Source organism: Streptomyces sp. NPDC051776 (assembly GCF_040681345.1).
Lineage (GTDB): Bacteria > Actinomycetota > Actinomycetes > Streptomycetales > Streptomycetaceae > Streptomyces.
This window is the reverse complement of record NZ_JBFAYQ010000016.1, coordinates 75322-95597: the sequence shown is the minus strand read 5'-3', so window position 1 is coordinate 95597 and position 20276 is coordinate 75322. Positions and strand designations below refer to the sequence as shown.

Below are 20276 nucleotides of genomic sequence, written 5' to 3'. Positions count from 1 at the left end.
GCCCCCTTCAGGGGCGGGTGGGAGCTCGCCGCTAGATGAATGAGTCCTCAACTCCGTGCTGGCCAGTCACATCCGCGGGGACGCCTGGCCGGACCATGTGCCCGCAGGGCACGCACCGGTGTCGTCGGCGGACGGCAGGGCCTCCGCTCCGGTCGCGCCGCAACATCACGCGTCCGGCCGGAACCGCCACCAGGCAGCAACCCTCGCGCCTCTCGCCGACGACAACTCAACACGTGATTGTCGTATGCAAAACCGTTTCCCCCTGTTACTGATCCCAAGATTGGCGGGAAGTGATCGACTGGGGGTTGAAGCACAAGGAATGTGGACAGCATGCATAGTTGAGCAGCTTTCCGTCCCGGCGCAGAGCTCCGCAGCCGGGTAGTACCGTAGCGGCGCCGGTACGATGAGAGCCATCCGAAGTTCCGCTTGTGGCAGTACGTACGGGCGCGGATCTGGTTTCATTTCCAGTCATGGATCCCCAGACGCCCGATCAAGCCCGGCAGAGTGGTGAGCGACGCACCAGGCGGCTGCAGAAGCTGCGCCTCAACGGACCCGACCCCGAGCCGGAGTTCGACCGCATCGCGGGCATCGCGGCCAGCCTGACCCAGGCACCGCTCGCCATGGTCAACTTCATCAACGCAGACCAGCAGATGTTCCGCGGCATGTACGTCCCCCCGTCCAGCCCCGACGGCGACGGTGACGGCGACGGACGGCCGATCTCGTTCGACCTGAGCGATCTCCCCGCCGAGATCCCGCGCGAGGCCCCGATCAACTACGGCTTCTGCCCCCATGTCGTGGCCCAGGGTTCCCAACTGGCCCTGGACGATGTCTTCGCGTACCCGCGATTCAAGGGAAATCCGCTGGTCAACGAGATGGGTGTGCGGGCGTACCTGGGCACCCCGCTCCGGGACCACACCGGCATGATCCTCGGCACCCTGTGCGTGGCCGACATGAAGCCCCGTCAGTGGGGCACGGCGCGCAAGGAGAGCATGCAGCAGCTCGCCGAGACGCTGCTCTCCGAATTCCGGTTGCGGGACAGCCTCCTGGCCCAGCAGCAGGAGATGTTCGCCATCTTCGACCGCGCCCCCTTCCCCATCATGCTCACCGAAGGCCCGGAGCATCTGCTCCGCTACGCCAACGCCAAGCAGGGCACGGCGTTCGGGCGGGTCCGTCAACTCAGCCCGGGGCGCCAGGTCCTCTCGGCCCTGGACGCGGTCGGCGTTTTCAACGCGATGGACCACGCCTACCGCACGGGCCAGACCATGACCCTGCCCGAGGCGCAGGTCACCTCCTTCGACTCGCTGATGCCGCAGGTGTTCACCTTCACCTGCACTCCCGTACGGCTCTCACCCTCGGCCCCCATCAGCGGGGTCCTCACGGTGGCGATGAACATCACGGACCAGCCCTCGTCGGACACCGAACCCCGCCAGTTCGCACAGGACTTCAAGCACCAGCTCGAGAACCTCAGCCCGGGCAATACGGGCTGGCCCCAGCCCGGCCAGGGCGACGAGAGCAGTGTCTTTCTGCGGTGAGCGCCCGCGGCCGTCCGTGACGCCCGCCTCTCGGAGGGGGTCCGTCATCGCGCCGCCTCGGGCGACGTGCGGGGCGGCCTGACACCGGTACGGACGATGCCGGCGGCGGGCCGGCGACAGCTCTCGGGGTGATGGCGCGTCACCTCATCGGTACATCCTCATCGGTACTGGGCGAGCGGGGCGGCACAGCCGCCCCTCGCCCGCTGCCCGCGTTCCGCTTCCCGGCCCGTGTGTGCGTGCACGCCTCGCGCAGCGGCGCATGGCCCGTGCCGTCGGCGTGCGTGTGTGCAGTACGACCGATGCGTGTGCGGTGACATCCGAAGACGGCCGAATTGCTCGGCCATTTGCCGTTCACGCCTTTTCGCATGCCTTGAGTGGCTCCCATCATTCCTCCACATGCTTTTCACGGAAAAGCGTGGGGCGCACCCTCGAGAACCTTTTTCTCGAATACCCCGGGACGACAACCCGTACACGAACGGGTTTCCGAATCGGGATCCGGTCAACTTTCTCCGCAAGCACGCCCGGACAGGTCTGCTCGCCGGCCCCCGCGGGCCCCTGCACAAGGGGTTCGCGACCCCTGGACAGCACCCGCGGGCGCCTGCGCGAAACCACACCAGAAGCACCGCTGTCAAGTTGTCGGGAAATCTGCTTCGTGTGTGCCAAGGGCATAGTTACGGACCGCTAAGCTCCGCTGTGGCTGGGCGAGTTGACGCGACTACACACGGTCGCCTCCCGCCTTACCACGTCATGCCTGTCTCGAGGGAGATCAGTTCAGTGATCCGAGGAGTGCCGCTGCATCCGGGCACGACCCGCGCGATGTCAGGCCAGGTATCCCCCCGTTCGATGGTGTTGCTTTGAGGATGTCGATGGAACGTGCAACTCCCCCTCCCGCGGCCCGTGCACCCGCCCTGCGGTACACGTCGTGGCTGGTGCCGCCCGCCCTGTGTGCCGGGACTCTCGTCACCGCGGCCGCAGGGCCCGGCGAGGCCCAAACCTCCGTACTGGTCGGCGGGATAGCCGCCACCACGGCCGCGTGTGCAGCCCTGCTAATCCGCCTGCAGCGGCGGCTGCACCGGGCCCAGAACGAGCACCGGGCGGTGCTCGTCCGGCAGGAGCAGTACGAACGCCGGCAGACGGAGACCGAACAGGCGCGGATCGAGTCCGTGCGTTCCACGCTCGCCGCTCAGATGCAGGAACAACTGCACCAGGCCCAGTTGCAGGTCGAGCGGGAAAAGGCGCTGGTGGCCCGGCTGTCCGAGGAGTACCTCCCCGAGGCGCTGCGGCACATGCGGGACGAAGGGGCGACGATCGACGACGTTCTCTCGTCCATCCTGCAGTCCCCCGGCCTGCCCGCGGAGTTCGGGGCGGAGCACCGGTCGCTGCTCAGAGAGATGCTGCTGCGGTTCGAGGACGAATTCAACCGCTCGACCACGGCGGAGCAGGCGGTCGTCAGCATCGGCAGCCGGATGCAGGTCCACACCAGCAAGATCCGCGGACTGCTGCACCGGATGCAGCAAGAGCACGGCGGCCAACCGGCCGTCGCCCAGGGCCTTATGGCTCTGGACAAGGAGATCGGCCCCGCCGACTGCCTCGCCGCCGGCATCGTCGTCCTCGGTGGCGCGGACCGGCCCTCCCGCCAGTTCCAGGAGCCGCGCCGCCTGCTCAGCGTGGTCCGCGGCGGACAGGGGCGCATCAAGGAGTTCGAGCGCATCGAGGTGGCGCAGCTCCCCGACCTCGGCGTCGACGGCGCGCTGGTCGACCATCTCACCCTGATCCTGGCCCAGTTGATGGACAACGCCACGCGGTACTCGCCTCCGACCGAGCCGGTCATCGTCTCCGGCAAGGAGGTGCCCAACGGCGTCGGTATCAAGATCCAGGACGCCGGCAAGGGGCTGACCGAGGAGAAGAAGCGCGAGGCCGAGCAAGCACTGGCCGGTGTCGCCGCCGGCCCCGCCATCGGAGGTCTGGCGGAAGAAGCCCAGCTCGGCCTGCGCGTGGTGGGGATGCTGGCGCGCAAGTACGACATCAGGGTGACGTTCGACGATTCACCGTGGCTCGGCACGTCGGTCGTGGTCCTCGTGCCGCTCAAGTACTTCAGTCCGCTCACGTCGGCCACGGTCCCGGACGCGCCCACGATCCCGGCGGTCCCGCCGCAACGCGGTGAACCGCGGGTGATGGACGTGGTCGACCGGGCGACCACGGCCGGCGGACTGCCGAAGCGCAGCAGACGTGCGCGGCCGGAGCCGCCCGCGGCCGACGGCGCCGACGGAGCGCCCGCCGCCGACGCGGCGTTCCCGGACGATGCCTTCGCGGTGCCCTCGGAGCAGTCGTTCTCCGGGATGGCGGCCTTCGCCTCGGGCACCCGGCCTCCGGCCGGAAGCGACACCGACGACCACGTAGAAGAGCCGGAGAGTGACAAGCCATGACGCAGCAATTGACCGACATGAGCTGGGCTCTGCGCGACCTGACGGAGAGCATCCAGGAGATCCGCTTCGCGCTGGTGGCGTCCAGCGACGGGACCGCCATCACGGCCCACGGTACGGACCGGGACACCGCCGACCGGTTCGCCGCTGTCGTGGCTGGGCTGCAGTCCCTTGCACAGCCCGTCGCCCAGCAATTCCCCCAGGAACGGGGCCAGTTGCGGCTGGCGATGATCGAGGTCGACGGCGGCCATCTCTTCGTGGTGCGCGCCGGTACGGAGACCTATCTCGGCGTCATGGCCGAGGAAGGACTCGACCAGGGCCTGCTGGGTCACAAGATGAGGACCACGGCTCGGCAGATGGGCGACCATCTGGGCACCACGCCCCGTCAGGACGAGCACTCTGGATGAGTGAGCCCTCCCGGACCACCGATCCCTTCGGCCTCGAACGCTTCTACGTCCTCACCGGGGGCCGCAGCAGCCCTGAGGGGATCGCCACCACGCTCGACGTGGCGACGCTGGTCGTCGCCAACTTCGCGCCGGAGCCGGGTATGCAGCACGAACACGAGGCGATCCTCCGGTTGTGCCGCAATCCCCTCTCGGTCGCCGAACTCGGCGCCCGGCTCCGACTGCCGTTCAACATTCTCGCGGTGCTGGTGGCCGACCTGCTGAAGGACGGCCGTGTGGAAGCCCGTGACCCCATTCCGGCCTCGGTCGGCCAAGGGGCGTACCAAGCACTGCTGGAGGAGGTTCTCCGTGGACTTCAACGGATCTGATCAGCCCGAACCACCGCACCCGGCGGCCGAACTCCATGCCGGCAGCCGCTCGGTGAAGGTGATGATCGCCGGCGGCTTCGGCACCGGCAAGACCACCATGGTCGGCAATGTGAGCGACATCGAGCCGCTCACGACGGAGGAGACGCTGACCGAGGCGAGCGCGGGAGTCGACGACCTCATCGGTGTGGCGGACAAGAAGACCACCACGGTGAGCCTCGACTTCGGGCGCATCGGTCTCAACGACCAATTGATCCTGTACCTCTTCGGGACCCCGGGCCAGGAGCGCTTCTGGTTCCTGTGGAACGGCCTCTTCAAGGGCGCCCTGGGTGCCGTGGTCCTGGTGGACACGCGCCGTCTCGCGACCAGCTTCCGTGCCATCGAGGAGATGGAGCGGTTGGACGTCCCCTTCGTCGTGGCGCTCAACGTGTTTCCCGACTCCGGCAACCATCCCGAGGAAGAGGTACGAGAAGCCCTGGACGTGCCCCCCGACACCCCCGTCGTCACCTTCGACGCCCGCGATCGAGGATCGAGCCGGGACGTGCTCATCACGCTCATCAAGCACCTCCAGGAACGGTCCACCGCCGCATTGGAGTCCCGATGAACGCTCAGCCCGCCGAAGGCCCGCGTCCCGAGGCACGGCCGGATCCGGCAACCCGGTGCCCGGCTCGTAGTGCCGGCGCCGGGAGCCTGACGAGGCTGTACGGGCCGGAGGCCTCGGCCGATCCGCAGGGGATCTACTCGCGTCTGCGCAAGCAGTTCGGCCCGGTGGCCCCGGTCCTGCTGGAAGGCGATGTGCATGCCTGGCTGGTCCTCGGCTACCGGGAGAACCGGCGCGTGCTGGACAACCCGAGCCAGTTCAGCCGTGACGCACGGATCTGGCGGGACTGGAAGGAGGGGCGCATCGAGGAGACATCACCGCTCGTTCCGATGCTGGCGTGGCGGCCCGACTGCGTGTCCCAGGACGGCGAACCCCACCGGCGGTTGCGGGGCGCGGTCACCGACAACCTCCAGCAAGCCGCGAGCCGCGGGATCCGCCGCCATGTGACGCACTTCGCCAACAAGCAGATCAGCGCGTTCGCTGCCGACGGCCACGCCGACCTGGTGCCGCAGTTCGCCGAGTACCTCCCGATGCTGGTGCTCACCCGGCTCTTCGGTCTGCCGGAGGACGAGGGGCTGCGGCTGGCCACCAGTTGCGCGAAGCTCATCAAGGGCGAGGACGCGGTCGCACACGACGGGCGCATCATGGAGGTGCTCGGTGCACTCGCGGAACGCAAACGGCAGGAACCCGGCGCCGACTTCGCCACCGGCCTTCTGGGGCACGAGGCCGGCCTCGACGAGAGCGAGATCCACAGTCATCTGAGGCTCGTCCTCATCACCGCGCACACCACGACCAGTAATCTGCTGGCCCGGGTTCTGGAGCGGATCCTCGTCGACCCGTCCCACCTGACCGACCTGGTCAGCGGGCAGGTGAGCTTCTCGGCCGTGGTCGAGGAGGTGCTGTGGAACACTCCGCCGCTGGCCGTGGATCCAGGACGCTTCGCCACCACCGACACGGAACTCGGCGGCCAGCACATCAAGGCCGGTGACCTGCTCGTCCTCGGTCTGGCGGCCGGGAACGTCGATCCGGAGATCCGGCCTCATGCCGCCGTCTCCGTCCGCGGCAATCAGGCCCATCTCGCGTTCGGCGCCGGGCCGCACGAGTGCCCGGCGCAGGGCATGGGCCAGGCGATCGTGGAGACGGCCGTGGACGTCCTGCTCCACCGGCTTCCAGCGCTCCGTCTGGCCGTCCCGCCGGAGAAACTGACATCCACCGCGTCCACCTGGGAGGCCCGGCTCGACAGCCTCCCGGTCGCGTTCACACCTCAGCCGGCTGCGCACTGACCGCGGGCCGGTCGGCTCCCTCTTCCCGAGGGAGCCGATCGGCCCCGGTTGTGTCTCTTTCAGGTCGCTCGCCTCGTCCCGCGCCTCACACGGCGAGCAGATCGTCGAGGGAGCCGCGGCCCTGTTGCTCCGCGGCGGCGGCGGGAGTGTCCTTGGCCGCGGCGTAGCGGCCGGTGTTCAGTGCCCACTCGTAATTTCCGTTGATCCAGTGCCGGATCGCCTCCACGCCCATCCGCACCCGGTCGCGTTGGGCATCGTCGAGCCCCAACTCGTCGCACATCGCCGGGACATGGGCTTCCAGGCGCAGGTACTTCCGCAGACACGCCTCGGTGATACGGACCGCCTCGTCGATGGCATCGGCCCAGGATCCGCCGCGTTCGTCGCGCAGTACGGACACCAGGTTGTGGCCGTCGCCTCGCCTCTGCTCGCGCTCCAACGAGTGGATGTCGTTCATGAACCCGATCGTGTCCGCCGCCATGTCGCGCAGGCCGATCATGGTCGGATGGGACTGGACCTGGGCGGGTACCTCGAAGCGGCGGCTGCGCTCCCCCGCGTCGATGGAGTGATGGATGCCCACCGTCCGCCTTCTGAAGGCCCGGTAGGCGGCCGAACCGAGCGTGACGCCCCGGGCGGCGAGGTCGATCTCCTCCGTGTGCGCGACGAGGAAGCGCCCCCAGGACGCGGCGAACCGTCCGCGCCATGCCAGCGACATGCCATCGGCGAGTTGCTCCCACACCTCCGCCCAGGCCAGCGTTATGGGGCACTCGACGCGCGGAGGGGTCCCGGCCGGGCGGAGCGGGGTGACGATGAGCTCGCGGGCGACCTCGGCTATGCGGTCGGACCGGTCGGGCTTCCCCGTGTCGAACTGATCGTCGAAGAGGAACGCTAAGGAGAACCAGTTCATCAGCGTCACCATGTCGGTGGCGCCTGCGTGGGGGTAGGTCCGGGCCGCGGCCTGGGCGAGATCCCAGGACTCGTATTCCTTGAACGCGGCTTCGCTCCTGACCAGTCCCGCGTTCCACACCCACCGCAGATGGCGCTCACGAGCCGCGGCGAGGTGCGGGCTGACCGGGGTGACGAAGGGGATCTCGAAGCGGACATTCTGAGGCATCTACTGTCCTCCTTGGGCGAGCGGTCCCAGGGCGCGACTGCGCGCGGGCTTCGACCAACTGACGCTATCCGTAAGACCGTTGGCATGTCAGAAGAACTACCGACAAAAAAGATCAAGACTCGTACGCTCCCGAACGCATGCGCTCCCAAAAGCCGCGAGTTTCGCATATGACGAACGCCCTTGCGGGCGGGGACCGTTACGGCACCTGACGCGCCTGCGGATACGGTGCTCCTGTGGCGAACAGCGGGGACTGGACGGAACGGTACGAGAGCGGCACCGTGCCGGGGAGCGCGCTGCTCATTGCGGCGGCCCCTGTCGGCAAGGGCCGCTTGATGGACGCGGCGGAGGTGCTGCCGGCCCTTGCCGCCGTTCCGCCCGGTGTCCTCGTGGGAACAGCGGCCGCGAGCGTCGTGGAGCTGGTCGACCCGGCCGACCCCCAGGTGATCCTGACCCGTCTCCGCACGGCCGCCGCCTCCCCCGGCCCGCTGCTGATCCATCTCATCGGGCAGCTCACGCTCGACCGCAAGCAGCGGCTGCCGCATCTGGCACTGGCCAGGACGACCCCGGTCACGGTCCGCTACACCGGGTTCCCCTGGCACTGGCTGGCAGCCGAGCTGGCCCACCGCGCACTGGGCAGCACCGCCGTCTTCGCGGATCTGGTCGCCGAAGCGGGCGCCTGGCAGCGACTGCGGGCGGAGCCGGGTCTGCTACTGATGGGACTGCCCCTGTACGGGACGGTGTCCCCGCCTCCGGACCGCCGTGCGGTCTCGTCCCCCGTCTACAGCCGTGCCGTCTCTGAGGTGCTCCGACCGGCGAGCGCGCGGCCCGCGCCTGCCGAACTCCACCGCCGCGCAGTGACCTTGGCAGGCATGCACCCCGAGGCCTGGGACCTCGCGGGGACGGGCGTGGCGGAAGGGGTGGTGAGCGGGATCGCGCCGGTGGGCCCGGACATCGCGCCGGACCTCGCGCCGGGTCTCGCCGTGACGGGGGCATCCGCCGGACCTGGGTCCGCTCCCGGTCGGATCTGTCAGGGTCAGGCCGGCCCCGGTCCGGCGGGCCCGGATCGGATCGGCCCCGGTCACGGTCACGGTTTCGGCCGACCGGGCCACGACGCTGTCGGACAGGCCCCGGGGGCAACGGAGTTGGCGACGGGATCACCAGGATCCCCCTCACCGGCGCGGGACGCGACTGCGGCTCCCCCGCAAACGGCTCCGTCGTCCCGGTACACCACGTCTCCGTACACCACGTCTCCGTACACCACGTCTCCGGACACCACATCCCCGGACACCACGTCTCCGGACACCACGTCTCCGGAGACGACGCGCGAGGCCCGGTCGCCACGGCCACAACGAATGCCCGGCAGGATCATGGAATCGCGTTCCGCCGGCCCACCGCAGTCCGCTCCCCCCGCCCCACCGCAGTCCGCTCCCGCCGGCGGTGCAGCCGCAGCGCACCAGCACCCGCCCGCTCCCCCCACCCCGCCCGCGTACACGCCCGCCCACCACCCGTACCCGTGCCCGCAGGAACCCGCACCGGCCGGGCAGCAGGCCGTTCCGGCGCAGCGGGGAGGCGCAGTGCCCCGGCGGGACGCCGTACCGCCGCGGCCCGAGGCCGTCCCCGATCCGCATCCCGCGATCCTGGCCGCCGCCCGTGAGGGCCGGCACGGAGAGGCCGCAGCCATGGCGGCGGCCTGGGAGCAGCAGGCCCTGCGCACGCACGGGGCCACATCGGCGGAGGCCCTGCACTGGCTGGAGGTCCGGGCCGACCTGGCACGACTGGCCGCCGACTACGCCCGCTCCTGCGAGCTGTGGACAGCCGCAGCCTCCGCACGCCTCGGCCGGGGCGAGCCCGCGGACGCCCCCGACCTGGTTGCCGCCGTCGACCGGGCACACCACTGCTGGGAGCAGCTCGGTGACGGTGCCGTGGCGCTCGCCCTGGCCGAGCACCTGGCGGAGGTACGGCGCCGGGTTCCCGGCCGGCGGCCCGGCGCCGTGGACGCCCTGAACCGGCGGGTCGACGCGCTCAACACCACCGGGACCGGCTGACCGTGCGGACGGACTGCTGCCGGGCCCGGCAGCGTACGGTGTCCCGCCGCCGTCGCCCGCCACGGTCGCCGCTCCCACGGTCGTACTCGACAGGGTCCGCCCCCTCCGCGTACGAGGACGTACGCGGAGGGGGGCCGTAATCCGGGAGTCCCTGGGAACACGTGAGGCAGCGAGACGACCGAGGAGCCGGACATGTCCGACGTTGACGAGTCACCGCCCGGACGCGACGAGACCCGGGAGCAACGGGCCGACCGCAGGTGGGCCGAGCTGCTGCAGGAAGTGCGCGTGGCACAGACCGGCGTACAGATCCTGCTGGCGTTCCTGCTCACCGTCGCCTTCACACCGCGCTTCCAGGACCTGGGCGACGCGGACCGCGTCATCTACGTCGTCACCGTCCTGTTCGGCACCGCCGCGGTCGGTGCGCTGATCGCCCCTGTCTCCTTCCACCGGATGGTCTTCGGCCGGCACCTCAAACCGGAGTCGGTGACCTGGGCGTCCCGCTTCACGCTCGTGGGTCTCGTGCTGCTGCTCTGCACGCTGCTCTCGGCACTGCTGCTGATCCTCCGCGTGGTCCTCTCGGACCCCCTGGCGGTCTGGCTGACGTTCGGAGCCCTCCTGTGGCTGGCGGGCTGCTGGTTCGTGCCCGCGATCGTTGTGCGGCACCGGGCCCGCGGCCCCGAACGGTCGCGGTGAGGGACGGGCGGGCGTGCACGATTCCACTCCGATGTCGCACCCTGCGTACGGGTCCCGTCCGATCGGTCAGCGGATCGCGTGCGCGTGGATGAGGCGACCCATACCATTGCGGAACGCCTCGTAGCTGCCCCGCAGTTGGGTCCCTGGCCAGTCGGCGGGCAGGAGGTCCCCGGGCAGGAGGGGATCGGCGAGCAGATGGCGCAGGACCGCGGCGCCCGCGGTGAACTCCCCCGCCGGTTCGGTGGCTCGTTCCAGGGCGGACCGGAGCGCGCGGGCCCGGCGCGCCCAGTCGTCCAGATCCCACAGCCCCTCGGCAAGGCGCCTCGGATCGCCGTCCGGGGCACCGGTCAGCAGCGTGCACTGCCCGGCGACGACGGGCGGGTGCTTCCGTACGAGATTGGCCGGGCGGAGCCAGGTGCCCTCGCGGAGTTCGGCGAGCCGCAGACGGGTCATGGCCTGACGCAGGGCGGCGCGCTCGGCGGCCGGACGGCGCTCGGCAGTGACGACGGCGATCTCCCACTGGCCACGCCAGCGGCGGGTGCGCGGGCTCAGGCTGTCGTCCTGGCGGGCCTGGCGCTCCAGGAGGCGTGCGGTGAGCGCATAGCCGCCCTCGCGCGGCTCGAGGTCGCCCGCGGCGACCATCCGGGAGAGCGCGACACGGATGGTGCCCTCCGCGATGCCGAAGAGCTCACCGGCGCCGACGAGGGAGCGCACGGGCAGGTGGGGCGGGTGGTGGCCGAGAAGTGTGCTGAGCACGACGGAACGGGCCGTGAGCGGCCGCAGCCCGAGATCCTCGCCGATGTCGGTTTCGCAGCCGAGGCCGGTCCCGCCGCCACTACCGCGTCCGGGCCCGCTGCCGGTGCCGTCGATGCTCTTGCCGTTGCCGTCCATCCGGTCCGCAAGCCTAGCTCGTGCGCCCCTTACGCGCTTCCAACGCCTGTGCAAGAAGTGTAATGTCCAGGAGTGGGACAAGGAACCGACCGGGAGGTTGCCGTGAGCGCCACGCACGAAGTCCTCAACCAAGCCCCGCCGCTGGCCCCGTTCAGCACCGCTGACGACCCGGCGCTTCTGGAAGCGCTGCGCCGCGACGGCGCCGGCTGGGGTGAGCAGCGGGTCAGGGACCTCGGCGCGCTCGCCGGTTCGGAAGAGGTCCAGGAGTGGTCGCGCCAGGTCGAGGAGCAGCCGCCCCGCCTGCGCACCCACGACAGGTACGGGCACCGCATCGACGAGGTCGAGTTCCATCCGGCCTGGCACCGGCTGATGACGGTGGCGGTCGAGCAGGGCCTGCACGCGGCCCCGTGGGCGGAGGACCGCCCCGGCGCCCATCTCGTCCGGGCCGCCCAGTTCTACGTATGGTCGCAGGCCGAGGCCGGGCACGGCTGCCCCGTCTCGATGACGTACGCCGCCGTTCCCGCGCTTCGCGCCCAGCCCGAACTCGCCGCCGTCTACGAGCCGTTGCTCGCCTCCCGGACGTACGACTACGGTCTGCGGCCTCCGTTGGGCAAGGCCGGTCTGATCGCCGGGATGTCGATGACGGAGAAGCAGGGTGGCTCGGACGTACGGGCCAACACCACGCAGGCCGTGCCCGCGGGCGACGGCTCGTATCTGATCACCGGTCACAAGTGGTTCACCTCGGCGCCGATGTGCGATGTCTTTCTCGTACTCGCGCAAACACCTGGAGGGCTGACGTGCTTCCTGATGCCGCGCGTCCTGCCGGACGGCACGCGCAACCGGATGCATCTGCAGCGGCTCAAGGACAAGCTGGGCAACCGCTCCAACGCCTCGTCCGAGATCGAGTACGACGGCGCCCTGGCCTGGCCGGTGGGCGAGCAGGGCCGTGGGGTGCGCACCATCGTCGAGATGGTCAACATGACCCGGCTGGACTGCGTGCTCGGTTCAGCCGCGGGCATGCGCGCGGGCCTGCGTCAGGCCCTCCACCACACCTCCCACCGGCGGGCGTTCGGCGCCGAGCTGGCCGACCAGCCGCTGATGCGGAACGTTCTCGCGGACCTCGCCGTCGAGTCGGAGGCGGCGACGGTGCTCGCGATGCGGCTCGCGGCGGCGACCGACCGTGCCCAGGCCGGGGACGAACAGGAGGCGGCACTGCGCAGGCTGGGCCTGGCCGTCGGCAAGTACTGGGTCTGCAAGCGGGGCAGCGCGCATGCGGCGGAGGCTCTGGAGTGCCTCGGCGGCAACGGCTACGTCGAGGAGTCCGGCATGCCGCGGATCTACCGCGAGGCGCCGCTCCTGTCCATCTGGGAGGGCTCGGGCAATGTCGCGGCGCTCGATGTGCTGCGCGCCCTGGCCAAGGAGCCCGCGGGCCTCGACGCCCTCCTCGCCGAGGCGGACGCGGCGGCCGGCGCCGACGCACGGCTGGACGCGGCGATCGCGCGGGTGCGCGCCGCACTCCCCGGACTCGCCGATCCGCAGCGGGCGCAGCTCGGCGCCCGTCGGCTCGCGGAGGAGATCGCACTGGTACTCCAGGGCAGTCTGCTCGTACGGCACAGCCACCCGGCGGTCGCGGACGCCTTCTGCGCGTCGCGGCTCGGCGGCGACTGGGGCAACGCCTTCGGCACCCTCCCGGCGGGGACGGATCTGGGGCCGGTCCTGGAGCGCGCCCGGCCGAAGGACCTGGCGTGAGCGAGACGGGGAGGGGGACGGCGCGGTGAACGGCGGCAGCACGAGCGGGGACGGTCCCAGCGCAGACGGCCCCATCGCAGACGGTACGGGCGCAGACGGTACGGGCGGCGCGAACCGCAGGGGCGTCCGCGTCGAGCGGCAGGGCCCGGTCACCACGGTCGTCCTCTCCCGGCCCCGGGCCCGCAACGCCGTGGACGGTCCCACTGCCCATGAACTCGCGGCCGCCTTCCGCGCGTTCGACGCCGACCCGGAGGCCCGCGTCGCGGTTCTGTGGGGCGAGGGCGGAACGTTCTGCGCCGGCGCGGATCTGAAGGCCTTCGGCACCGAGCGGGGCAACCGCGTCGAGGCGGGCGGTGACGGTCCGATGGGCCCGACCCGGCTTCGGCTGTCCAAACCGGTGATCGCCGCGGTGAGCGGGTACGCGGTGGCGGGCGGCCTCGAACTCGCTCTGTGGTGCGACCTCCGGGTCGCCGAGGAGGACTCGGTCTTCGGCGTCTTCTGCCGCCGCTGGGGCGTCCCGCTGATCGACGGCGGCACCGTGCGGCTGCCCCGGCTCATCGGCGCGAGCCGGGCCATGGATCTGACACTCACCGGCCGCCCGGTGCCCGGCCCCGAGGCGTACGAGATGGGGCTGGCGAACCGCCTCGTGGCGCCGGGCACGTCGCGTGAGGCGGCCGAACGGCTCGCCGCGGAGATCGCCCGCTTCCCGCAGGCGTGCCTGCGTGCCGACCGGGCCTCCCTCCTCCGCCACGAAGAACTGACCGAGGAGGAGGCGATGGCCGCCGAACTACGCGGTGGCCAGGGCGTGTTGACGGAGGCAGCGGCCGGGGCCTCCCGCTTCGCGGCGGGAGCGGGACGGCACGGCGACTTCACCGGCATCTGAGCCCGCCGGCGCCGGAAGGGGCACAAGAACGAGCACAAGAACGAGCACAAGAACGGGCACCGTGCGGCCGGGTGGGCCGCATCCGGCACCCGTACCGGGACACGCACGGGCACGTGGCTGCCGCACAACCCCCGTGCGCAGCCCGGCGCGCGCTCCTGTGCGGTCCTAAGACGAACCGCGACGGCGGTCCGCGGCGAGCCCGGGCACACCTGCCATGCCGACCCAACAGGACGGCGCCGGACGGCTGTTGTCCACCCGGCGCCGGAACCGAACGGGGGCGACTCTGCCCTGCCGGTCAATCGATCCCGCGGAGAATATGGGACTCCGCCGGATCTTCCTCGTAACCGGCGAGCCTGATCGGAGCTGATCGTGCCCAGACGTCGAAACTACGGACGTCCGCGCTCCGCTGGCGCCGTTCTCCGCGTTCGGAATGGCTCTGGTTGGGCTTTGTCTCTTCTGGTGTCACCGCGCACACTCCTTAGCGTCGGGTGAAACCGGACGTGCCGGCCACGGACTCGACCGCTGCGCCGGACGCCCGGTTCGGGCTGCTGTGCAAAGGCAGTTCGGACGCGGTGGCGCCGGGTTGTGCGACCGGGAGCGGGCCTTGGTGCCGGCCGGCTCCGCGGGACGGCCGAGGGTGTCGGTGCCTTCTGTAAGAGGCTGTCCGTCGACCTCCAGATTAGCGACCGATGCGCTCCCGCGCTCGCGATAAAGCGTCGCTCCACCGACACGCTCCGTTTTCCCCGCAGCTCCGGGGCACTTTCCGCGGATCGGATTCACCACTGTTCGCATGCGGGGACACGCTCTCCGTCACCGCGTGCCAACGGGGCGGCACTCCGGGCACCCCTCCGCCCGCCACCAGCGTCTCCGGTCGGGCCAGGGCACGGCTTGCGCGCGGCTGCCCGTGGTCCGGCGGCCCGGCGGCCCGTGGCCCGGTTGCCTGTTTTCCGGCGGCACGGCGGGGAACCCGTGCCGCATGTCCGGCCAGGGTGCCGCTGAGCCCGTGCACGAGTCGTACTGGATGGCGTCCTCGGAGAGCACTGCTCTTCCCTCCCTCGACGCCGATCTGGAGGTGGACGCCGTCGTCGTCGGCGCCGGTATCGCCGGGCTGTGCACCGCGTGGGAACTGCAGCGCGCAGGACTCGCCGTGGCGCTGCTGGAGGCGGACCGCATCTGCTCGGGAGTGACGGGCTATACCACGGCCAAGCTCACCGCCCTCCACACGCTCGTCTACGCCTGGCTGCGGGAGAGGCACGGCTCCGAGGACGCCCGCCTGTACGCGCGGTCGCACCAGGAAGCGCTCGAGCGCGTGGACGGCCTCTGCACCGAACTGGGCGCGGACGCCGACCTGGAGCGGATCCCGGCGTACACCTACGCCGAGTCGGACCGGCGGCTTGCGGAGATACGCGCGGAGGCCGAGGCCGCCCGCGAGGCCGGGCTGCCCGCGTCGTTCGTCAAGGAGACCGGACTGCCCTACCCCGTCGCAGGGGCGGTGCGGGTGGAGAACCAACTGCAGTTCCACCCACGGAAGTTCCTGCTCGCGCTGGCCCGCGGACTGACCGACGGCGGGGGCCGGATCTTCGAGCGCACCCGGGCGGTCGGGCTGCACGACGGCTCGCGATGCCGTATCACCACGGAGAGCGGTGCGACGGTGGTGGCGCGGGACGCCGTGATCGCGACGCATTACCCGGTCTTCGACCGGTCGATGCTCTTCGCCCGGCTCAGGCCGCGCCGTGAACTGGTGGCCGCAGCCGAGATACCGGCGGAGCGCGCCCCGGCCGGGATGTACATCACCCCCGAGCAGCACACCCGCTCGGTGCGCAGCGCCCCGCTCCCCGACCCGGGCCGGCGGCTGCTGATCGTCACCGGGGAGGCGTTCGAGCCGGGCAGCGGCGGCGTGGAGGAGCGGTACTCGCTGCTGAGCACTTGGATACGCGGCCGCTTCCCGGAGGCCGCGATCGCCTACCGGTGGGCGGCGCAGGACAACGACACCTCCGACCGACTCCCGTACGTGGGCCACTTCCACCCCGGTACCCAGCACGTCTACGTGGCCACCGGCTTCGGCGGCTGGGGCATGAGCGGTGGGGTGATGTCCGGCCGTCTGCTGGCCGCCCACATCACGGGCGGGCCGCGCCCGGCCTGGACCGAGCTCTACGATCCGCGGCGGCTGCCCGGCGTGCGCGAGGCGGGGCCGCTGCTCCGGCAGCAGGCAGCGGTGGTCGGGCGCTTCGTGGGCGACCGGCTGCACACCTCGCACGTCGACTCGACCGCGGACATCCCGCAGGGCAGCGGCGCAGTCGTACGGGCGGGCGGCCACCCCTGCGCGGTCCACCGGGACGAGTACGGGTCCGTCACCGCGGTCGACGCCCGCTGCACCCACCTGGGCTGCCTGGTGCACTTCGACGACGCCGAGAGGGTGTGGGAGTGCCCGTGTCACGGCTCACGGTTCGCCCCGGACGGCAAAGTGCTCCACGGCCCGGCCACCCGTCCTCTGGAGCCGCGCGAGATCCCGGAGTGACCACAGGAGCGGAATGGACCGGAGGAGCGGGGCGAACGGGATAAGCGGAGCGAGCCGGACGAGCCGCAGGGTGCCGGATCAACGGGAGTGGACCGCCGGAAAGGACCCAAAGGAGCCCAAAGGGTGGCGCCGCGGCTCCGCGGAGCGGAGGGTGGAGGCAGAGAGAGGGCCCCGGCCCGGATCGAGGTGAGCAGCCGTGCCCGTCACGACGCGAGCGATTCAGGGTGCGCCGTGCTGGGTGAGCCTGATGGCGCACGACCTGGAGGCCTCCCGCGCCTACTACGCCTCCGTGCTCGGCTGGGACTACAAGCCCGGCTTCCAGGGCCAGGGCAACTACTCCATTGCTCTCGCGCACGGCACACCGGTGGCGGGGCTGGGCACGGGCGGCCGGGTGGTGGGATTCCCGGTGTCCTGGACGCCGTACTTCGCCGCCGACAGCGCGGACCGGGCCGCCGAGCGGGTACGGGAGCGCGTCGCCACGGTCGCGGTCGGGCCGCTGGAGTTCGGCAAGGGGCGCTTGGTGGTGGCGGCCGACCCCGAGGACGCGGTCTTCGGGATCTGGCAGGGCGAGATCGATCCGGACTGGCGGGTGGGGTGGGGCACGGGGGCACCGGCGCGGCTCGAACTGCGCACCCGGGACCCCTTCGCGTCCGCGCTCTTCTACGGGGGAGTCTTCGACTGGGACGCACCGGGCGCGGACCACATCGACGTCCGGTACGAGGACGAGCGTGTGGTCCTGCGGATCGCCGGGCACGCGGTTGCCGATCTGCGGGGCGGCGGCGAGGAGGCCGCGCCCGATCCGCACATGCGGCCGCAGTGGCACGTCTACTTCTCCGTGGACGACGTGGAGGCCGCTGTCCGCAAGGGGGTTGAGGCGGGCGGCACGATCGTCTGCCCGCCGTCGGCGTCGCACTTCGGCCCGGTCGCATCGCTGCGCGACCCCGAGGGCGGCCTTTTCCACGTGACGCGGGCCGACGACTGATCCGGCACCCGATCCGCGCCCCGCGACGGCTGCTCGCGGGAAACGCGACGACCGGCTCCGTGGAACGCCACGACTCTCGAAATCGGCGCAGCCGGTGCGGTTATGCGCCGGAGGGCGTTGGGTACGACCGGCCCTATGCGCCGTTTGAAAGGTATATCCCCAGATATCCAATTGGTGGCCAAGGCGACGCTGGCCGCAGGCTTCGCCTGGTGGCTCTCGCAGTTCATGCCGGGCCACAACCTTCCCTACTTCGCGGCCCTCGCCGCGCTCCTGGGCGTGTATCCCACGGTGCTGAGCTCGTTGCGCGAAGGCGGACGCTACGCCTTCGGTTTTCTGCTGGGGCTGCTGCTCGGCGTGCCGGTCGCGATCCTGCTGGGACCCACCGTGTGGGGCCTCCTCGTGGTCGTCCCGCTCTCCCTGCTGATCGCGGCCTGGCCGCAGCTCGACGGCCACGGCATGCAGGTGCCCTTCGCCTCGCTCTTCGTCCTGCTCGCCGTGGGCAGTGAACCGGTGGCCCGTGCACTCCCGCTGCTGGGCGACGTGCTGCTCGGCGTCGCCGTCGGCCTCACCGTCAACGCCGCGCTGCCGCCCGCCCTCCGGCAGGAGGAGACCGGGCGCGCCTTCCGCCGGCTGGGCCGGCTCACCGCGGAGCTGCTCCACGACACCGCCGCCGAGGTACGAGCGAGCGATCTGTTCGCCCCCGCCCACCGCCGTCAGCGGGCGCTCGCCGTGCACAGCGGCGCCATCGACGTGGCCGACGCACGGGCCGAAGCGGCCGAGAGCCTGCGGTTCAACGCGCGTGCGCGACTGGCCCGGCGCGAGAGCCCGCTGCCCGCGAACCCGGTGCTGGAGGCCCTGTACGCGGCGGCCGAGCAGGCGCGGGTGATCACCCGCGAGGCGCGGCGCTGCGGCGCGGGCTCCGATCCCACGATGCTGGGCCCGGGGTTCCGCGCGCGGATCGCCGATCTCCTCGATCTGCTGGCCGAGTTGGTGGCCGAGTGCGGCCGGACGATGCGGGCCCCCACAGCGGAGCGGCTGGAGGAGGCACAGGTCCGGTTCCGCGGTCTGCGGGCGGCGGCGGAATCCGCCCGCACGGAGGGGTTCGAGAATGTCCCGTACCGGCGGCTCGCGGAGGCGCAGCTCTGCGCCCTCGTCCTGCAGCTCCTCCTGGATCTTGCGGCGGACGGTGCGGGGGAGGTGGCCCCGGAACGGCTCGGGGTCTCGTTCGGGGTCTCGTACTGAAACGCACCGCTGACCTGAAGTCCGCCATACCGGACTACGCCAAGAACCAGAGGCTGAACCTCGGTTCGGGCCGACCGCCTGCGCCGGGGCCTGCCGCTGCGGGCGAGCCCCTTCGGAAGCCGAGGAACCGGGCGGCGCCGGGCCCGGTCCCGCGCTGCCGCCCGTTCCGTAGATTGGCTCCATGCCCCCGCACACGGACCGGGACCTCGACCGGCGCTACCGCCTCGCTCTCGGGCAGCAGCCCACGTATCCGCGCGAGCTGGCCGGGAGCACCCTCACCGCCGCCCTCCCCGGCGGCTATGCACACCTCGAGCACCGGGTGCGCCTCGGCGAGGGGGACGAGGTCTTCGCGCGGGCCGCGGCGTACGTCCTGGACTGGGGTGTCCAGCGCGGCGCGGGCTTCGGTGTGCACCCCGCCTCTCCGCCGGCGCAGGGGGCCACGGCCCTTGTCCTCGTCACGCTGCCGGGCCTGCCGCGGCCGCGGCTGGCGGCTCCCTGCCGCGTGGTGGCGACGGTGTCGGAGGAGGACAGAGCGGGCTTCGCCTACGCGACGCTGCCGGGACATCCGGAGTGCGGGGAGGAGTCGTTCGTCGTCGTACGCGACGGGGAGGGCGTGGTGTGGTTCACGGTGCGGGCGTTCTCCCGCCCATGCAGCTGGTACGCGCGCCTCGGCGGCCCCCTGACCCGATGGGTGCAGCAGGCAGCAGCCTCCCGCTACCTCCGGGCCGTGGCGGCTGCGGTGGGCGCCGGAAGCGGCGGCCGCTGATACTGGCTGGTATGACCGTCCTCGTCGGAACCTCCGGGTGGCAGTACAAGGACTGGCGCGAAGTGCTCTATCCGCCGGACGTGCCCCAGCGGCTGTGGCTCGAGGAGTACGCCAGGCACTTCGCCACGGTCGAGAGCAACAACGCCTTCTACCGGCTGCCCAGCAAGGAGAACTTCACCGCCTGGCGCGAGCGCACCCCCGGCGACTTCCTGATGGCGGTCAAGGCGAGCCGCTATCTCACCCACATCAAGCGGCTGCGTGACCCGGAGGAGCCCGTACGGCGGCTGATGACGCATGCGGCGGGCCTCGGGCCCCGGCTCGGTCCCGTCCTGCTGCAGCTCCCGCCGACGCTCCGCGCGGACGCCGCGGCGCTGGACGCCTGTCTGCGCTGCTTCCCTTCCGGGACACGGGTGGCCGTCGAGCCGCGCCACGACTCGTGGTGGACGGGCGGTATTCGGCAGGTGCTGGAGGACCGGGGCGCCGCGCTGTGCTGGACCGACTGGGGTTCCCGGCCCGCCACACCCCTCTGGCGGACGGCCGGATGGGGGTATCTGCGACTGCACCAGGGCCGGGCCGAGCCGTGGCCGCGCTACGGGCGCCAGGCGCTGGCCACGTGGGCCCGGCGCATCGCCGACACCTGGCCGGACGAGGCGGAGGTCCACGTCTACTTCAACAATGACCCGGGCGGCGCAGCCGTCCTCGACGCCGTGACCTTCGCCGAGGTGGCCGCCGCGGCGGGCCTTGAAGTGAGCCGGACACCGGAACGCGACGAAACGGGGTGACGCGGA

17 protein-coding genes are annotated in these 20276 nt (G+C 71.4%); 15 read left to right on the top strand and 2 right to left on the bottom strand.

The genetic code is table 11. From position 1 onward, the window contains the following. Window positions 1-470: 470 nt before the first annotated feature. From AB0M26_RS15385 to AB0M26_RS15360, 6 genes are all read left to right on the top strand, one after another. Window positions 471-1532, top strand: coding sequence for a GAF domain-containing protein (locus tag AB0M26_RS15385; RefSeq protein WP_365260370.1), 1062 nt, complete (start codon window positions 471-473; stop codon window positions 1530-1532). A gap of 866 nt (window positions 1533-2398) precedes the next feature. Further along, window positions 2399-3958 (top strand): ATP-binding protein, encoded by a 1560-nt coding sequence (locus AB0M26_RS15380; RefSeq protein WP_365260367.1) that lies wholly within the window; start codon window positions 2399-2401, stop codon window positions 3956-3958. After that, window positions 3955-4362: a roadblock/LC7 domain-containing protein gene (locus tag AB0M26_RS15375; protein WP_365260364.1), complete on the top strand. Its 408-nt coding sequence runs from the start codon at window positions 3955-3957 to the stop codon at window positions 4360-4362. Before AB0M26_RS15380 ends, AB0M26_RS15375 begins: the two co-directional genes overlap by 4 nt. Next, entirely contained in the window at window positions 4359-4727 is a 369-nt protein-coding gene (locus AB0M26_RS15370; RefSeq protein WP_365260361.1) for a DUF742 domain-containing protein, read from the top strand. The genes AB0M26_RS15375 and AB0M26_RS15370 overlap by 4 nt, the downstream gene beginning before the upstream one ends. After that, window positions 4708-5328 (top strand): ATP/GTP-binding protein, encoded by a 621-nt coding sequence (locus AB0M26_RS15365; RefSeq protein ID WP_365260358.1) that lies wholly within the window; start codon window positions 4708-4710, stop codon window positions 5326-5328. Before AB0M26_RS15370 ends, AB0M26_RS15365 begins: the two co-directional genes overlap by 20 nt. Next, a complete protein-coding gene (locus tag AB0M26_RS15360) occupies window positions 5325-6608 on the top strand; it encodes a cytochrome P450 (protein ID WP_365260355.1) in 1284 nt (427 codons plus the stop codon). The genes AB0M26_RS15365 and AB0M26_RS15360 overlap by 4 nt, the downstream gene beginning before the upstream one ends. 85 nt (window positions 6609-6693) lie before the next feature. Here AB0M26_RS15360 and AB0M26_RS15355 read toward each other — a convergent pair whose 3' ends face one another. Continuing rightward, on the bottom strand, window positions 6694-7719 hold the full coding sequence (locus AB0M26_RS15355; protein ID WP_365260352.1) for a terpene cyclase: 1026 nt from the start codon (window positions 7717-7719) through the stop codon (window positions 6694-6696). A 233-nt stretch (window positions 7720-7952) separates the two neighbouring features. Here AB0M26_RS15355 and AB0M26_RS15350 point away from each other — a divergent pair, with 233 nt between their 5' ends. Together AB0M26_RS15350 and AB0M26_RS15345 are read left to right on the top strand one after the other, a co-directional pair. Next, window positions 7953-9764, top strand: coding sequence for a hypothetical protein (locus AB0M26_RS15350; protein ID WP_365260349.1), 1812 nt, complete (start codon window positions 7953-7955; stop codon window positions 9762-9764). Window positions 9765-9956: 192 nt separating this feature from the next. Next, on the top strand, window positions 9957-10457 hold the full coding sequence (locus AB0M26_RS15345; protein ID WP_365260347.1) for a DUF6328 family protein: 501 nt from the start codon (window positions 9957-9959) through the stop codon (window positions 10455-10457). A gap of 66 nt (window positions 10458-10523) precedes the next feature. On the opposite strand, the gene AB0M26_RS15340 is transcribed toward AB0M26_RS15345, so the two are convergent. Then, window positions 10524-11348: a PaaX family transcriptional regulator C-terminal domain-containing protein gene (locus tag AB0M26_RS15340; protein WP_365260345.1), complete on the bottom strand. Its 825-nt coding sequence runs from the start codon at window positions 11346-11348 to the stop codon at window positions 10524-10526. A 102-nt stretch (window positions 11349-11450) separates the two neighbouring features. On the opposite strand from AB0M26_RS15340, the gene AB0M26_RS15335 reads away from it, so the two are divergent. The 7 genes from AB0M26_RS15335 (at window position 11451) to AB0M26_RS15305 (ending at window position 20270) form a co-directional block, all read left to right on the top strand. Continuing rightward, complete coding sequence (locus AB0M26_RS15335; protein ID WP_365260342.1) at window positions 11451-13097, top strand: acyl-CoA dehydrogenase family protein; 1647 nt, start codon at window positions 11451-11453, stop codon at window positions 13095-13097. A 73-nt stretch (window positions 13098-13170) separates the two neighbouring features. Next, window positions 13171-13980 carry a crotonase/enoyl-CoA hydratase family protein gene (locus AB0M26_RS15330; protein ID WP_365260491.1) on the top strand — a complete coding sequence of 270 codons (810 nt, stop codon included), beginning with the start codon at window positions 13171-13173 and terminating at the stop codon, window positions 13978-13980. A 976-nt stretch (window positions 13981-14956) separates the two neighbouring features. Further along, window positions 14957-16498, top strand: a complete 1542-nt coding sequence (locus AB0M26_RS15325; RefSeq protein WP_365260339.1) for an FAD-dependent oxidoreductase — start codon at window positions 14957-14959, stop codon at window positions 16496-16498. A 196-nt stretch (window positions 16499-16694) separates the two neighbouring features. Then, the gene (locus tag AB0M26_RS15320; protein WP_365260336.1) at window positions 16695-17480 is read left to right on the top strand and encodes a VOC family protein; all 786 of its coding nucleotides are present in this window, start codon (window positions 16695-16697) and stop codon (window positions 17478-17480) included. Between the two features lie 135 nt (window positions 17481-17615). Continuing rightward, entirely contained in the window at window positions 17616-18722 is a 1107-nt protein-coding gene (locus tag AB0M26_RS15315; protein WP_365260334.1) for an FUSC family protein, read from the top strand. 181 nt (window positions 18723-18903) lie between these two features. After that, on the top strand, window positions 18904-19488 hold the full coding sequence (locus AB0M26_RS15310; RefSeq protein WP_365260331.1) for a DUF1990 domain-containing protein: 585 nt from the start codon (window positions 18904-18906) through the stop codon (window positions 19486-19488). Window positions 19489-19499: 11 nt separating this feature from the next. Continuing rightward, window positions 19500-20270 carry a DUF72 domain-containing protein gene (locus AB0M26_RS15305; protein ID WP_365260329.1) on the top strand — a complete coding sequence of 257 codons (771 nt, stop codon included), beginning with the start codon at window positions 19500-19502 and terminating at the stop codon, window positions 20268-20270. Window positions 20271-20276 lie beyond the last annotated feature (6 nt).